Genomic DNA, 15,739 nt, shown 5'->3' on the forward strand with positions numbered 1-15,739 from the left:
GACCTAGTTCAGACACACAACTTCATTAAGCAACTGTTATATATGCAATAGTATTGAATTTTACCTAAAAAAGAGATGAATTGGATTCATACGTTACTTTTGTAACTAAAAATTAAATTTATTCATATCGAGTCTAAAAACACCATACATAAGTACTAAAACAACACAATGAAAGGTCATTTTTTAACCACCACAACATTGACGTGTTTAATTTCTATGTTAGCTTTATTTAACAAATGTTAATCACAATTAATGTAAAGGTTGGTGATAAAATGAAAATGAGAAATCATATAATAAATGCGCTCAAGTTGAGCTCCATAGCAATTGCAATTAGCACAACGTATGCGCATGCTTATGACTGCACAGGAATTGCCGATTGGCAAAGCGGTTCTACTTACGTAGGTGGCAATCAAGTCGTTCAAAACAATACAGCGTACGAAGCAAAGTGGTGGACTCGCTCAGAGCCTGCACTTAACTCAGGACCAAGCCAAGAGTGGAAAAAACTAGGAGACTGTAGTGGTACAGGTGTTAATAACCCACCGGTTATCAGTCAGTTAAAACCACTTGAAGGTTCTGAATTTAGCCAAAATGACAGCGTTGCCATAAGCGTAAAAGCGGTTGACGTTGACGGAAGCGTCAACCGAGTGGAGTTTTATGTTGACAATAACTTAATTGCTACCGACAACTCAGGCGTTGCTGATGTATTTGATGCTACTTGGACAGCTGGGCAACCAGGTCAATATCAAGTAAGCGCAAAAGCATTTGATGATAAAAACGAAGCCTCAAATATACTTTCTAATTTACTCATCGTTAAAACTTCTACTCCAGTCAATGAGGCACCACTTGCGACTTTAAATATCAAATCAAAACCTGTTGAGTTAGTAGTTGGCAGCAGTGTTGTATTCTCACTTTCAGGAAGCGATACAGATGGTTCACTAAGCAAACTCAGTTTCGCTGTTAATGGAACAGAAGTATTAAGCACGAATGGCACAGCGACTGAGCACACATGGGTCGCCGAAGCTGACGGGACATATAACTTCACGCTTACAGTGACAGACAATGAAAATGCGAGTACGAGTGTTAGCACACAACTTCAAGTAGGTGCGCAAAACCCTGGTGACAGAGATGCTTGTAAACCTGACGGGCTTTACCAAACCCCTGGTGTGAATACGCCTTACTGTACAATTTATGACGCTAACGGCAGGGAGCTTATGGGTGCTGACCACCCTCGTCGTGTGATTGGTTACTTTACTAGTTGGCGAAACGGCGCGAATGGTCAACCATCTTATCTTGTAAATGATATTCCTTGGGACAAAATCACCCATATTAACTATGCATTCGCACACGTTGACGCAGCAAATAAAGTATCAATAGGTGACCCAAATGCATCAGGTAACCCAGCAACAAATATGGAATGGCCTGGTGTTGCAGGTGCAGAACTTGACCCCACATTGCCGTATAAAGGACACTTTAACCTTCTTAATAAATATAAAAAACAATATCCAGATGTAAAAACGTTAATTAGTGTCGGTGGTTGGGCAGAAACTGGAGGTTTCTTTGGTCCTGATGGTTCACGTGTAAACAGCGGCGGTTTTTACACGATGACTACCAATGCTGACGGCTCTGTAAACAATGCAGGCATTGAAACGTTTGTTGCAAGCTCAGTAGAGTTTATTCGTCAATACGGTTTTGATGGTGTTGATATTGATTATGAGTATCCTTCTTCAATGAAAGACTCAGGTCACCCTGATGATTTCCCAATTTCAAATGCAAGACGCGCTGGTTTAAACGCATCTTATCAAGTATTAATGAAGCGTCTGCGTGAAGAATTAGATAAAGCTGGTCAGCAGGATGGTGTTCACTACATGTTGACTATCGCTTCTCCTTCTTCTGGTTACCTATTACGTGGTATGGAAACGTTCCAGGTAACAAAATATCTAGACTATGTAAACATCATGTCATATGACTTACATGGTGCATGGAATTCACACGTTGGCCATAACGCGGCACTTTACGATACCGGCTTGGATTCTGAGTTGATTGCCTGGAATGTTTACACAGAAGAAAACTTTGGCGGTATTGGCTACCTAAACACAGATTGGGCAGTTAAATATTTCCAAGGTGGGCTATCTGCCGGACGTATCAATATTGGTATTCCATACTATACTCGCGGCTTTAAAGATGTTCAGGGCGGTACTAACGGTTTATGGGGTCAAGCTGCACTACCGAATCAAGCTAACTGTGCACCTGGTACGGGGGTTGGTGAAAAGAATAAATGTGGTAATGGCGCACTTGGTATAGACAATTTGTGGCATGACAAAAATGATGCCGGACTTGAAATGCCTGCAGGCTCAAACCCACTGTGGCATGCTAAAAACTTACAAAATGGCGTGATGCCAAGCTATTTATCAGATTACGGTTTAACACCTGATACTGACCCAGACGATCAGTTAACAGGTACATATACGCGTCATTATGACAGCGTTGCCGTAGCACCATGGTTATGGAATCCTCAAAAGAAAGTATTTTTATCTATTGAAGATGAAGAATCAATGGGTACGAAAGTCGATTATGTAATCAACAAAGGCTTAGGCGGCATTATGTTCTGGGAACTCGCTGGTGATTTTGATTATGACCAAGCGAAAGGTGAGTACTTCATGGGTTCAAGTATGACAACACTTGCCTATAACAAGTTTAAACAATCAGGTGCTCAGTATGATATCCACCGCGGTGATGTTGCATTCCAAGTACCAACTGAGCAAGTCGATGTCACATTTGAAGCTAAAAACTTCCCTGTTGGTGATGATAACTACCCAATTGCACCAACTTTCACCTTTACGAACAATTCAAATATCGATTTAACAGGTGCGAAGATTTCATTCGATATACCGGTATCAACGTCTCCGGTGTTTAAATCGAATTGGAATGCGCAAGAAAAATTAGTCATGGCAGTAGATGTAGACAATTCAAATGCTGCTGGAAATAACATTGGCGGTTTTGATGGTGACTTCCACAGATTTTCAATCACGCTAATTGATGATTGGGGTAATCAACCAAAATCATTTGCGCCAGGTGAATCAGTGGGTGCACAAGTCATGTACTACATGCCTGTAACTGGTCCTGTTAACTTCACAGCAGAAAAAGACGGTAAACGTTACGCGTTCAAGTTTGAACAACCAACGCTACCAGCTGCAAAGCCTGGTGATGGTAATGGCGGCCCGATCACACATTGTGAAGGCACACCAATTGCTGAAATCCCAGTATATCCAACTTTCCCAAGAGGTACACATGCCGGTCAAGGTGACCTAATCATCGACGGGAAGGGCGTATACAAGGCTAAATGGTGGAGTAACAAGCAACCATCAACAAGTTCAGATTATCAAAAAGTCTGTTCACTTTAACTAAGTAAGGGGGAGGGCTCCTCCCCCAAATACAAACCTAAAACAAATTAAATTAGCATGTAGTCATCAAGGTGAGCGAAATGAACACTATAAAAAGAAAGGCTTTAACATCAATTTCAGTTGTTTGTACGGCGTATTTAACATTAAACGCAATTAACGCTTCAGCACATGGTTTTATGGACTTCCCTAAGGCAAGACAATCAATATGTGAAGCACAAGGTGGCTACTGGTGGCCAGACGACGGTACAAACATACCAAATTTAGCATGTAGAGCGGCCTTTTTAGAATCTGGATATGTCCAGTTTGTTCAAGAACATGAGTTTGCCGCACTTATAGCTGACTACAATAATCAAGCAGCAGTTGAAGCAGCCATACCTGATGGAACATTGTGTGCCGCTGGCTCAAATGAAAAAAGAGGAATGAACTTACCACATAAAGATTGGCAAACAACAGATGTTAAACCTAATGCCAATGGTGATCTGGCAATACGTTTTAGAGCAACAACGCCGCACAATCCAAGTTTTTGGAAATTTTACTTGTCAAAGCCTACGTTCAATACAGACACAGATATTCTAAATTGGGCTGATTTACAGTTAATCTCAGAAGTTGGAAACATCAACTTTGTGACAGACCCTGATGGTAAAAAATTCTATGAAATGACAATCAATATCCCTCAAGATAGAACTGGACGCGCAATACTCTATACCAGATGGCAGCGAAATGACGTTGCAGGTGAGGGCTTTTATAATTGCTCGGATATAAACATTACGTCAGATTCTCAACCAGTTAATTGGTATTCCGCAGGATTTTTTGTCAAACAAGGCCAAGATGCAAACGCAGGAGATACAGTTTGGGCACGTGTATTCAATGGCACCGGACAAGAACTCGTTAAGCAATCATTAAAAATCACAACTACAAACCTAGCTAACTGGCAAGAAGAACTAGCTACAATTCTCAATACTAATTATGCAACTGATGTACAAGTCGGCGTAAAAGATGCCGCTGGCAATATTAGCTTCGATAAAATTAATCTCTTAACTAACGAAGTTTATGTTGCTGATGCAGCAAACACATACAATCTAACGATTCAGGTCAAACAACCTAATACACCACCGACTGTACACAAACCTGACCCAATTATTATGAACGAGTTAAGTGAAGTTCAGTTGCATGTTCACGCATTTGATACCGATACCATGGAACTAACATATACATGGAATGTACCGAACGGTCTTACTTACACAGGTTCTGGAGCAACAATTAATCTAGCCGCCGCTGACGTCACCCAAGATACAAATTACACGGTAAGCGTAAATGTGTCAGACGGAGAACTTTCGTCTTCCACGACAGCCGAAATTACCGTCAAAAATGTAGTAAGTACACTACAGCCATGGAGTAAATCAAAAACATATGTTGCTGGCGATAAAGTTAGCCATAAGGGCGCTGATTACGAAGCAAAATGGTGGAATAGAGGCGAAGAGCCTGGCACTACACAAGTTTGGAAAAAGATTTAAACAGATGTAAAGGTCACTCCAAATTATTTGGGGTTTGGATATAACATGTAAAATAAGGTTGAGATAGTAATGAAGATTAATAATTTAACTGCAGCAATAGGATTGGCATTAATGTCTACTGGATTAATGGCCGCACCTTCAGCACCACAAATCAGTTGGGAACCACAAACGTACTCATTTGTAGACGTTAATTTAGAAGGAAATGGTTCTTATAAACAGATTGTTCAAGCTAAAGATGTCGTTACAGTGAACATTAAGTGGAACTCATGGAGTGGTACTGGTGCTGACAGTTATAAAGTTTATTTTGATAATCAAGTTGTAAATAAAGGGTTGTTAGAACCAGGTACAAAAACTGGTGTAGTCACTTTCCCTTATACAAAATCTGGACGTCATACACTGTATCTAGAAATCTGTGATGCAACAGGGTGTGCTAAAAGTGCTGGTAAACCAATTGTAATCGCAGATACAGATGGCGGTCACTTGCAGCCTCTAGCAATGGATGTAGATCCGAATAATGCGAATAATGGTACTATCCCTGGTATGGTTACAGGTGCTTACTTTGTAGAGTGGGGTATATACGGTCGTGACTTCGATGTATCTAATATTCCAGCACACAACCTTTCTCACCTGCTTTATGGATTCATTCCAATTTGTGGTGCGAACGAATCACTTAAAGAAATTGAGAATGGCAATAGCTGGCGCGCATTACAAAAAGCGTGTGCTGATTCACAAGATTATGAAGTTGTTATTCACGACCCATGGGCAGCAGTTCAAAAAACATTACCAGGCACAGATAACAACGACCCAATTCGTGGTACTTATGCGCAGTTAATGGCACTTAAACAGCGTTACCCTGACCTGAAAATTTTACCTTCAGTAGGTGGATGGACTTTATCAGACCCGTTCCATGGTTTTACAACAAAAGCTAATAGGGACACATTTGTTGCTTCAATGAAGCAATTCCTAAAAACTTGGAAATTCTATGACGGCGTTGACATCGATTGGGAATTCCCTGGTGGTGATGGTCCAAACCCAGGCCTAGGTGATCCGGTAAATGATGGCCCTGCATATATCGCATTAATGCAAGAACTTAGAGTTATGCTTGATGAATTAGAAGCTGAAACAGGTCGTAAATACGAGCTAACATCAGCGATTGGGTCAGGTTACGATAAAATCGAAGATGTAGACTACCAAGTTGCTCAGCAGTACATGGATTATATCTTTGCTATGACTTACGATTTCTACGGTGGTTGGAATAACGTAACTGGTCACCAGACGGGTATTTACTGTGGCTCACACTTAAGTCAGGGTGAGTGTGATGGGACAGGTCTAGATGATAATGGCGAGCCAAGAAAAGGGCCTGCTTATACACTTGATAACGCAGTAAAAGCACTTCTTGCACAAGGTGTAAACTCTAAGAAAATCGTAGTTGGTGCCGCAATGTACGGACGTGGCTGGGAAGGTGTATACGATTCAAATACAACTATTCCAGGTAATCCAATGACTGCACCAGGTAATGGCAAGTATAAAGGTTCTACCAGCGAAGGAGTCTGGGAAGACGGCATCATGGACTACAAAGGCATTGCTAGAAACCTAGTAGGTGGTGGTAACGGTCTAAATGGCTTTACTGTAGGTTATGATGAGCAAGCAGAAGCGGCTTGGGTATGGAATAAAGCAAGCGGTAAACTACTTACATACGATAGCCCTCGCTCAGTTCTTGCAAAAGGCCAGTACGTTAACTTGCATAATCTAGGTGGTTTATTCGCTTGGGAAGTAGACGCAGATAACGGTGATATTCTAAATGCAATGTACGATGGTTTAACAGGCGGTATGCCAGTAAACAGAGCGCCAGTTGTAAACGTAGATGCTAACCTAACATTGAACTCTGGCCAATCTTCAAACTTGACTGTTAATGCAACAGACCCTGAAGGTGCTGCTTTAACTTATGCTTGGTCAGCTCAAGGGCTAACGCTCACTTCTGCAAATACTGCGACAGTTGGAATTACAGCGCCATCAGTAACAACTGATACGACTTTCCAACTAAAAATTGCTGTAACGGATGACCAAAATGCGACGACTGAAAAAACAGTCTCTGTATTGGTCAAAGCGGAAGTACCAGCGGGTGCTCCTGTTGTTCAGCCAATTAGCAATGTTACAGTACAAGAAGCACAATCTGTGACTGTTTCGGCTGTAGCAACGGATCCAAATAATGACCCACTAACGTACACTTGGAATGTGCCTGCAGGCCTGACAGTATCAGGTCAAGGTTCAACAGTATCTTTAACAGCAGGTGATGTTGCACAAGATACAACGGTAACAGTAACAGTTGATGTATCGGATGGCACTAACACAACTTCAGCGTCGTTCGATGTCACTATTACAAATGTTGACGCAGGTGCACCAGCTTGGGATGCAGGTACAGTCTATGTAGGTGGTGACAAGGTTACACACAACGGTTCACTTTATGAAGCAAAATGGTGGACAAGAGGTGAAGAGCCAGGTCGTGCACAGGTTTGGAAGGCACTTTAAGTAATTAATTTCAATCATAGGGCTGATATTTATAAATTAATTATGAATTGACCAATGGATAGGCCAGCCCTCATAAAACAAAGGCATAAACTGCCTTTGTTTTTTTTTGTAAATAAATCATAATTAGAAAATAATTCAATTTAGAAAGAACATGTGAAACTACTTTTTTTTCTGCTCATCTTAGCTTCAAATTTCGCCTACTCAGCTCCCAACTGTAAGTCTGAAAAGAAAGTTGGTATTGGTGGAAGTTGGCCGCCTTACATAACCTATAAAGATGATGTGCCAAATGGCGTCGACATTGAAATTACCAAACTTGTTTTTGAAAAAGCAAATCTGTGTATTCAGTTTTTAAGACTACCTAGTTCAGCAAGAGGGTTAGTTGAACTTTATAAAGGCTTTATTGATGTTTTACCATCAGCCAGTTTTAACCGAGAAAGAGCAGAAAATGCGCATTTTAGTAAACCATACCGGCGAGAACGCATGCGATTGTTTACAAGACTTCAGCTGCCACCAGTAAAGAGCCTTACCGAATTATTTGCAGCAGAATATACGTTTGTTACAAACCCAGGCGCGTATTATGGCGAAGAGCTTCGGCAAATTTTACAGATCCCATGGTATCAGCAACGTTTAGCCGAGGTGGCAAGCGCATCAAGGCGAATGGAATTAGTAAACAAGCGAAGAATTGACTTTTTGATCGAAGATGAATATAGCGGTTACTACTATATAAACCGTTTAGGCTACGATCAGTTAAGGTTACACTCATATGTAGTCAATGATAATGCAATTCATTTTATGCTCAGCCGTGTTAATTTTACACAAAAAGAAATTGAATCCATAAATGATGCAATTGACAGCTTAAAAACGGAAATTCAAAACATACTATTAGTGTCACAACCTAAGGTAATAAAATAGGAGAGCACGTTGAAATCTTTATTATTGGCAACACTATTACTCATATCACCTATTCTACTCGCAAAAGAAAAGCCCTACACCGTGGACAGCTATTTACCTCAAATAAACATAAACCAGTTCTATCAAGAAGAGCAGATAAAACCTAATAAAAGCGATTTTATAGTAAGGTCGTCATTGGCTATGTCAAATGAAGATGGGGGTAGAGCAGTTCTTATTAATATCGAAAATTTGTCAAGCAGAAGAAGAATTTTAGAGCCTGAGCAATTAATCGTTTTATTTGCAAATGGCGATGTTCAAACGCTGACTTCTTTACCGAGGAAAACAACTGTAGCAGGAGAGTCTGCAGTGAATATAACAATTGAACTAGGGTATAATATGTACCCTGTCATTTCTGTACTAGCATCAAATAATATCTAAAAATATGAATCCATATATTGAAAAACTTTATAAGCTCTCGACCAAAAAAGAAAGAATCATAATAGGCTTAATGAGTGGGACATCTTTAGATGGTTTGGATATCGCTGTCTGCAAAATATCTAACTTTGGCACAGACACACAGTGTGAGGTTACGCATTTCGCAACTACGTCATATAACGATGACATAAAAAATAAAATACGCCCAGTATTTTCAACTGAAACTGTCGAACTTAAATATCTTACACTATTAAACCCATGGATAGGGACGTTACATGGCCATTTTATCAACCAGAAATTGACAGAGTGGGGCATAAAAAATGAGGATATAGACTTAATAGCTAGCCATGGACAAACAATCTATCATTGCCCAAATAGCTTTCATTCATTTTCTGATTTCAATAATGGTACATTGCAGATAGGTGACGCTGATCATATAGCCGCAGAAACAAACATAATTACCTTATCTGACTTTAGACAAAAACACATTGCTGCGGGCTTCGAAGGTGCACCACTTGCACAATATGGAGACTACAATCTATTCGCAAACCATCAAAAAGATACGTTGCTGCTGAACATTGGCGGTATTGCAAACTTCACGTTTATTGGTAAAGGCTATGATGTAAATGACGTCATCTGCTCAGATATAGGGCCAGGCAATACCCTGATGGACCAGTATGTACAAAAGCATTTCGGTATCGATTTTGATAAAGACGGAGAAATCGCGTCGAAAGGTGTCATAAATAGTGACTTACTCGACTCGCTGTTATCATTACGCTTCATCAAGCAAGCCATGCCTAAAACAACCGGCCCTGAACTATTCAATCTCGAATTAATAGAAAAATTGATTTCTGAGCAAAATATCGACGTATCGCACCACGACATCATGGCAACATTAAATGAATTCACAGCAAGTTGTATTGTTAAACACATACAACAATTAGATATAACACACTCAGCGGATGTACTGGTGAGTGGCGGTGGTGCATACAACTTGGCTCTAGTTACGAAACTTCAAGATAAATTAGGTAAGTATTTTAGGGTTACTAAACTTAATGAGAACGGGATCAATGCAGATTCTAAGGAAGCGGTACTATTTGCAATATTAGCTAATGAAACCGTTATGAACGCGGATACAGGAAGTAATAACGGCAAGCAATTGACGATGGGAAAAATATCCCTACCTTTGTAAAGCAAACCCATCAATTAATTCATTTTTCCACGCAGTTAGTCGCATAGATAGGGTTTTAAAGAAGGGCTGCTCTTTTTTATAAGGGAGCTCTTCTGAATTGTGATTCTCTATTGCGCGAGCGAGTTCGACCTGTGCATCTACAACGTTTTTTACTCCCCCAGTTTCGCCAAGTAAACTAAGTTGAGTCATATAGCTACCAGCATCTCCGCTACCCGTCAAAACGAGTTCAACAGAACCTTTAACAATATCCAAATCATCCAATAAGACAGCCCCACAAAAGTTGACATACCTAGCATCTACATGGGTTGCTGTAATGACTAACTTGTTTCCAGATACAGCATCAGATGGAAGCAAGCAGTCTAATACAAGTTCTTCACCTTGCATTTCAAACTCAATCTCATCAATTGCTGAAGCTTTACCGATAGGGAAAAGTGGATCAGTGTGAGTATACAATTCAAATTGGATGGTTCTAGTATTTCTCATCAGACACAACAGGAAAATAATTAACAACTAAAGTATGAATGTGTTTTATTGCATTAATATGAACAAAACCTCGACAACCATCATGGTTGCCGAGGCTTGTGCTTGTATGCTTGTGCTTAACGAACAGCTAGCATGATAAGACCAGGTACTACGAAGAATGAACCAAGTACATATCCGAACGCTGCTGTCTTGTTCTTAGCACCCACCTCAGCAAGCTTTTCAGCGCACTTGATTGGGATTTCGCGAAGTAGTGGCAGGCCATAGATTAAGCCTACAGCGAATACATTGAACATTACATGCACTAGCGCAACTGTTAACGCTACTTCACCTGCTGGGCCTGTGATAGACGTTGCAGCAAGAAGGGCAGTGATAGTAGTACCAATATTAGCACCTAAAGTGAATGGGTAGATTTGACGAGTCGTGAATACGCCGCTACCAGCTAGTGGAATCATTAAACTTGTTGTTGTAGATGAAGACTGAACCATTACCGTTACAACTGCACCTGAGCTGATACCTGCAACTGGACCACGACCGATTGCACCGTGTAGAAGGTCCTTTGCTTTACCAACAAGTGCTTGTTTAAGTAGCTTACCTAGCGTTGTTACAGCGAATAAAATAAGTGCAATACCGATTACAACCATTGCAATACCAGCAGCTTTGCCATCAAGGAAACTGACTGAATCTTTAACTACACCAACAGCAGGCTTAACCAAAGGCTTAATGAAGTTATAGCTCTTGATAGATAAATCTGCATCGCCAACAAAAAGATGTGCAAGACTTGCTGAAAACTTTTCTAATAGACCGAACATGATTTCTAGTGGTAAGAAGATAGCTACCGCGAATAAATTGAAGAAATCGTGTACTGTAGATGCAGCAAAAGCTCTTTGGAATTCTTCTTTAGAGCGAATGTGTCCGATTGATACAAGCGTATTAGTGATAGTTGTACCAATATTTGCGCCCATGATCATAGGAATTGCAATTTGCAGAGGAAGACCACCAGCAACTAAACCCACTATAACAGACGTTACAGTAGATGATGATTGAACTAAGGCTGTAGCAAGTGCACCTAATAAAAGCGCAACAAATGGATTAGTAGCAAACGCGAAAATTTCTTTCGCACCTTCAGAACCGCCGGAAGCAAGTTTAAAACCACCACTAACTGTACCTACGGCAACTAGCACTAAATAAACAAGAAATGCAATTGCACCCCAGGTTAGTAACTTTGATGGTAATGACTTTTGGCTATATTCACTCATTGATTTATCTCGTTATGTCAATGCCATTCTTTATGGCACTTTGATGACGTTTTTGTTTCAGGACGCATTTAAACAAACAAATATGACAGAAATATTTCAGTCGTGATAATTGTACCTAGAAACCATTACTGATTAATGTCCTAAATCAATGAGGACGATGCATAATACCCATTTGATTAAGCTATCTAGTTGTTTTATTGTGTTTTTATCAAAATTAAATGTGTTACAATCTTTTACATTGCACTTTAAGTTAAACAGAAATCATTCTCAGCCTCCATATTTGCTACATGATTGAAGGCTAAAATTTGACTAAAAGAATGAAGAGAATAAGTAATGCGTTGTTTTTTACTGGTACTGCTGTGTTTTTTTTGTACACCAATCATTGCTAGTCCATTGATAAATATAGAGCCAACAACAATAAAACCAAACACTCAGGCTCTCTCTTTAAATAATGCAGCGATGTTTTACCTCGACTACGATGGAGAATTTCGCAGCGCCTTTGATTTCGAGCGTCATTCATATCACTTTAGAACTATCAACGATATCAACAAAAAGCCTAAGATAAGCATTTACTCGAAGTGGGCATATATAAAACTTGATAATCAAAGTAATGTTAAAGACTGGAAAATGTCATTTGGCTTTCCTCGCCTCGCAAAATTATCTGTATATAAAAAACTGCCAACTGGCTGGCAAGACCTTTTCAACTTAGATGAGTCTGATCCTTTCAGCAAACGTCCAGTTCAAGACCCGCAAATGTATATCCCTTTAAATATGGATATTGGTGAAAACATCTTTCTTATCGAATATCAGACATTTGCAAATGCGCCAGCAAATTTACAAATACATACACCTGAAAACTACCTTAAAGAATCCCACAAAAGCTTGATAACCAATGCCAGCCTAACAGGTGTTGTCGCCGCAATTTTATTAATCGTATTAGTAAATTTGTTTTTTAATCGAAATAGCACAAATGTTTTTTATGCGGCATGGACCTTTTTGTTCTTCTTAATTGTCGTTGATACTGCGGGGTTCAGTTTTCAATATTTCTGGCCTTCACACAATGCATTTTCAGGTCAGTTTTCAATATTTTTAATGGCCACAGTCCCACTATTTCATTTACTCTTTGTTAGAGGGTTTTTACAGCTAAAGCATTACCACCCAGCGCTAAACAAGGTTTATGTTGCATTCATTGCACTTTACACAATCACAGTACCTACAGCATTGTTATTAAATACTGTCTATTTCAACCTTATATTAAGTACGCTAGTCATCCCAGTCTTTGTTTACACCTGTTCTTGGAGCATCAAGCAAAAAGGCCCAGGTATGCGTACCTTTACATTTAGTTTGATTAACCATTTATTGTTTTTAAATATATTTACTATTTTAGGCGCTAGCTATGGTAATTTTATTGATGTTTTTGATATCACATCATTTATCAAAATTGGATATCTAATCGAAGTCCTATTGTTTACCATAGCATTGGCTTTACAGCATAAATCTCTACAGTCAAGGCTGTTAAATCAACTACAACATCAAGTTCATGCGCTAAACCAAACTGTAAATACCAAGCACAGAGAAGTTAGCTACAAAGAAGAAAAACTTAAAGAAAAAGAAGAAAAGCTATTTACTGATCTGTCACATGAGTTAAGAACACCACTTACAGTAATGAAAATCCAAGTTGAATCGTTACAATACAATATAGTCGACAATGTTCAAGACTCATATAACAAGCTAATGAGTAAAATTGATGAGTTAAATACATTTATTGACCAACTCATGCTAGTGACAGATGATAAAGATATTGCCTCTTTGCTAAACAAAAAGCCAACCAATGCGCGTGTCTACATAAACGAGGTATTTCAAACTTGTATTGGTGAGGGTGATCCTAAAACATCAAAATTCACCATTACAAACAAATTAGATAGTTCGCTAGTTGTTACCCTAGATAAACAAACCATTGAAAATGCAATCTGTGAAGTTGTTAAAAACGCACTGAGGTTTGGCGGTGAAGGAGTAGAAATTTCACTCAACACATATATAGAAAATGACAGTCTGATAATAAGAATTGAAGATTCCGGCATGCCATTATCATATGAAGCCCATCAACAATTGTTCCAGCCGCTATTTCGCGAAGAAATTTCTAGAAGTACATTAATGGGCGGCAAAGGAATGGGTTTAGCCGTTTGTAAGAAAATTGTCGAGTCACATAACGGTCAAATAGAATCACATAATAGTTTGCTTGGCGGCCTCTGTATTGAAATCTCACTGCCGATGAACAATGAATTGACATTGAACACAGAAAGAGTGAGTTAAACATCTCGTTTTTAACTCTTTGCGCTATAACTGACTATACAGTAAAATCCCTCGTTCAGTTTTTTGGGCGTTAATTATGAGCAGTTTAGAATTTTGGGAAGCTAAGTCTTTATCGGACATGAGCATTGAAGAGTGGGAATCTATTTGTGATGGGTGCGGCAAATGCTGCCTCCATTCTTTTATCAATAGTGATGATGAAGATGAACACTTTGAAAGTACAGATGTATTAAGAGATGGAGAAGAGCTTCTTTATACAGACGTAATTTGTCAGTACAGCGATATTCAAACTGGCGGGTGTACGCGTTACAGCGAGCGACAAACACTCGTACCAACCTGTGTCCAATTGACCAAAGATAATCTTAAAGACATTTTCTTTATGCCACAATCATGCAGCTACCGTCGACTTCATGAGGGCAGGGGACTTGCATCTTGGCATCCGTTAAAAAACAATGGTTCAAAAGAGCTAATGCATGGTTTGAACGTTAGCATCAAAGGCAAGGTTGTAAAAGAAACTGAAGTAGACCTTGAGGAAGAGTTCGAAGCGCATATAGTTGAATGGCCTGAATTTGATTGCGATTAAAATAAATATACTCATGTAAACATAAGTATATTAAAAAGCCCATGATACACATATCATGGGCTTTTTAATTATTTTTGCTCGTCTTCAGGTAAAGTAACGTTTAGCTCAAGTACTGCTAAATCATCTTCGTTTTGTTCAAACTGAACATTTACCGCATCTGAGTCTACTTTTACATACTTACTGATTACTTCCAGAATATCTTGCTTAAGCTGTGGAAGGTAATCAGGCGTACCGCGCTTAGAACGTTCATGAGCAACGATGATCTGTAAACGCTCTTTTGCCAATGAGGCACTGTTCTTTTTTTCTGAACGGAAATAGTCAAGTAAAGACAAGTTAACCTCCGAAAATTCTTTTCAGTAGACCTTTCTTTTCAACATTTAGAAATCTAAAGTCGATAATTTCACCCAGTAATCTGTCAATAGCATCACTGTACGCTTGGCCTGCATCAGACTCTGTGTCTAAAATAACAGGCTGACCAGAGTTAGAAGCGTTAAGTACGGACTTGGATTCAGGTATCACACCAAGCAGGTCAATCGCTAAAATTTCTTGTACATCTTCTACTGATAACATTTCACCAGTCGCAACGCGTTCTGGGTTATAACGAGTAAGCAACAAATGCTCTTTAACCGGTGAAGCACCTTCTTCAGCTCTTTTTGACTTACTTTGTAAGATACCTAAAATTCTATCTGAGTCTCTTACAGATGAAACCTCAGGGTTTGTAGTAACGATTGCTTCATCGGCAAAATATAGCGCCATCATAGCGCCTGCTTCAATTCCAGCTGGGGAATCACAAATGATAAAATCAAAGTCTTCTTTTAACTCATTTAAGACTTTTTCTACACCTTCACGCGTAAGTGCGTCTTTATCACGTGTCTGAGACGCAGGAAGAATAAATAACTTTTCGACTCTTTTGTCTTTAATGAGCGCTTGATTTAAATTGGCTTCGCCGTTGATGACATTTACAAAATCATAAACCACGCGACGCTCGCACCCCATGATCAAGTCAAGGTTTCTCAGGCCAATATCAAAATCGATGATGGCTGTTTTATAGCCTTTTAATGCTAACCCCGTACCGATTGCTGCACTCGATGTAGTTTTTCCTACACCACCTTTACCGGAAGTTACGACAATAATTTTTGCCATTA

At 39.4% G+C, this 15,739-nt stretch carries 12 protein-coding genes; 8 read left to right on the forward strand and 4 right to left on the reverse strand.

Features of this window, described 5'->3' with window-relative positions; all coding sequences use genetic code 11:
• The first annotated feature begins 278 nt into the window (after nt 1–278).
• The 6 genes from AC2CZC_RS23345 to AC2CZC_RS23370 all read left to right on the forward strand — a co-directional run bounded on the left by AC2CZC_RS23345 (nt 279) and on the right by AC2CZC_RS23370 (nt 9,962).
• Nucleotides 279–3,401 carry a glycosyl hydrolase family 18 protein gene (locus AC2CZC_RS23345; RefSeq protein WP_484585769.1) on the forward strand — a complete coding sequence of 1,041 codons (3,123 nt, stop codon included), beginning with the start codon at nt 279–281 and terminating at the stop codon, nt 3,399–3,401.
• Nucleotides 3,402–3,481: 80 nt separating this feature from the next.
• Nucleotides 3,482–4,915: a lytic polysaccharide monooxygenase gene (locus AC2CZC_RS23350; RefSeq protein WP_484585656.1), complete on the forward strand. Its 1,434-nt coding sequence runs from the start codon at nt 3,482–3,484 to the stop codon at nt 4,913–4,915.
• A 69-nt stretch (nt 4,916–4,984) separates the two neighbouring features.
• On the forward strand, nt 4,985–7,444 hold the full coding sequence (locus AC2CZC_RS23355; protein ID WP_484585657.1) for a glycosyl hydrolase family 18 protein: 2,460 nt from the start codon (nt 4,985–4,987) through the stop codon (nt 7,442–7,444).
• A gap of 153 nt (nt 7,445–7,597) precedes the next feature.
• A complete protein-coding gene (locus AC2CZC_RS23360; protein WP_484585658.1) occupies nt 7,598–8,356 on the forward strand; it encodes a substrate-binding periplasmic protein in 759 nt (252 codons plus the stop codon).
• Nucleotides 8,357–8,365: 9 nt separating this feature from the next.
• A complete protein-coding gene (locus tag AC2CZC_RS23365; protein ID WP_484585659.1) occupies nt 8,366–8,773 on the forward strand; it encodes a hypothetical protein in 408 nt (135 codons plus the stop codon).
• 4 nt (nt 8,774–8,777) lie between these two features.
• A complete protein-coding gene (locus AC2CZC_RS23370; protein WP_484585660.1) occupies nt 8,778–9,962 on the forward strand; it encodes an anhydro-N-acetylmuramic acid kinase in 1,185 nt (394 codons plus the stop codon).
• Here AC2CZC_RS23370 and AC2CZC_RS23375 read toward each other — a convergent pair.
• Together AC2CZC_RS23375 and AC2CZC_RS23380 are read right to left on the reverse strand one after the other, a co-directional pair.
• Entirely contained in the window at nt 9,951–10,445 is a 495-nt protein-coding gene (locus AC2CZC_RS23375; protein ID WP_484585661.1) for a hypothetical protein, read from the reverse strand. The genes AC2CZC_RS23370 and AC2CZC_RS23375 overlap by 12 nt on opposite strands.
• A gap of 116 nt (nt 10,446–10,561) precedes the next feature.
• Nucleotides 10,562–11,701, reverse strand: a complete 1,140-nt coding sequence (locus AC2CZC_RS23380) for a Na/Pi symporter (RefSeq protein ID WP_237139586.1) — start codon at nt 11,699–11,701, stop codon at nt 10,562–10,564.
• A gap of 333 nt (nt 11,702–12,034) precedes the next feature.
• Between AC2CZC_RS23380 and AC2CZC_RS23385 the strand changes: the two genes are divergently transcribed.
• Both AC2CZC_RS23385 and AC2CZC_RS23390 read left to right on the forward strand, forming a co-directional pair.
• Nucleotides 12,035–14,014, forward strand: a complete 1,980-nt coding sequence (locus AC2CZC_RS23385; protein ID WP_484585662.1) for a sensor histidine kinase — start codon at nt 12,035–12,037, stop codon at nt 14,012–14,014.
• Between the two features lie 76 nt (nt 14,015–14,090).
• Nucleotides 14,091–14,594, forward strand: a complete 504-nt coding sequence (locus AC2CZC_RS23390) for a YcgN family cysteine cluster protein (RefSeq protein ID WP_484585663.1) — start codon at nt 14,091–14,093, stop codon at nt 14,592–14,594.
• 68 nt (nt 14,595–14,662) lie between these two features.
• On the opposite strand, the gene minE is transcribed toward AC2CZC_RS23390, so the two are convergent.
• A complete protein-coding gene (minE, locus tag AC2CZC_RS23395; RefSeq protein ID WP_039610476.1) occupies nt 14,663–14,926 on the reverse strand; it encodes a cell division topological specificity factor MinE in 264 nt (87 codons plus the stop codon).
• Between the two features lies 1 nt (nt 14,927).
• Nucleotides 14,928–15,737, reverse strand: coding sequence for a septum site-determining protein MinD (minD, locus tag AC2CZC_RS23400; RefSeq protein WP_063362891.1), 810 nt, complete (start codon nt 15,735–15,737; stop codon nt 14,928–14,930).
• Nucleotides 15,738–15,739: the final 2 nt, after the last annotated feature.

This window comes from Pseudoalteromonas sp. MMG033 (assembly GCF_057197785.1).

What these genes read in the sequence shown, in the direction of transcription:
- AC2CZC_RS23375 (WP_484585661.1), bottom strand. Translation starts at nt 10,445, where the DNA reads ATGAGAAATACTAGAACCATCCAATTTGAATTGTATACTCACACTGAT.
- AC2CZC_RS23350 (WP_484585656.1), top strand. Translation starts at nt 3,482, where the DNA reads ATGAACACTATAAAAAGAAAGGCTTTAACATCAATTTCAGTTGTTTGT.
- AC2CZC_RS23390 (WP_484585663.1), top strand. Translation starts at nt 14,091, where the DNA reads ATGAGCAGTTTAGAATTTTGGGAAGCTAAGTCTTTATCGGACATGAGC.
- AC2CZC_RS23380 (WP_237139586.1), bottom strand. Translation starts at nt 11,701, where the DNA reads ATGAGTGAATATAGCCAAAAGTCATTACCATCAAAGTTACTAACCTGG.
- AC2CZC_RS23355 (WP_484585657.1), top strand. Translation starts at nt 4,985, where the DNA reads ATGAAGATTAATAATTTAACTGCAGCAATAGGATTGGCATTAATGTCT.
- AC2CZC_RS23385 (WP_484585662.1), top strand. Translation starts at nt 12,035, where the DNA reads ATGCGTTGTTTTTTACTGGTACTGCTGTGTTTTTTTTGTACACCAATC.
- AC2CZC_RS23345 (WP_484585769.1), top strand. Translation starts at nt 279, where the DNA reads ATGAGAAATCATATAATAAATGCGCTCAAGTTGAGCTCCATAGCAATT.
- AC2CZC_RS23370 (WP_484585660.1), top strand. Translation starts at nt 8,778, where the DNA reads ATGAATCCATATATTGAAAAACTTTATAAGCTCTCGACCAAAAAAGAA.
- minD (WP_063362891.1), bottom strand. Translation starts at nt 15,737, where the DNA reads ATGGCAAAAATTATTGTCGTAACTTCCGGTAAAGGTGGTGTAGGAAAA.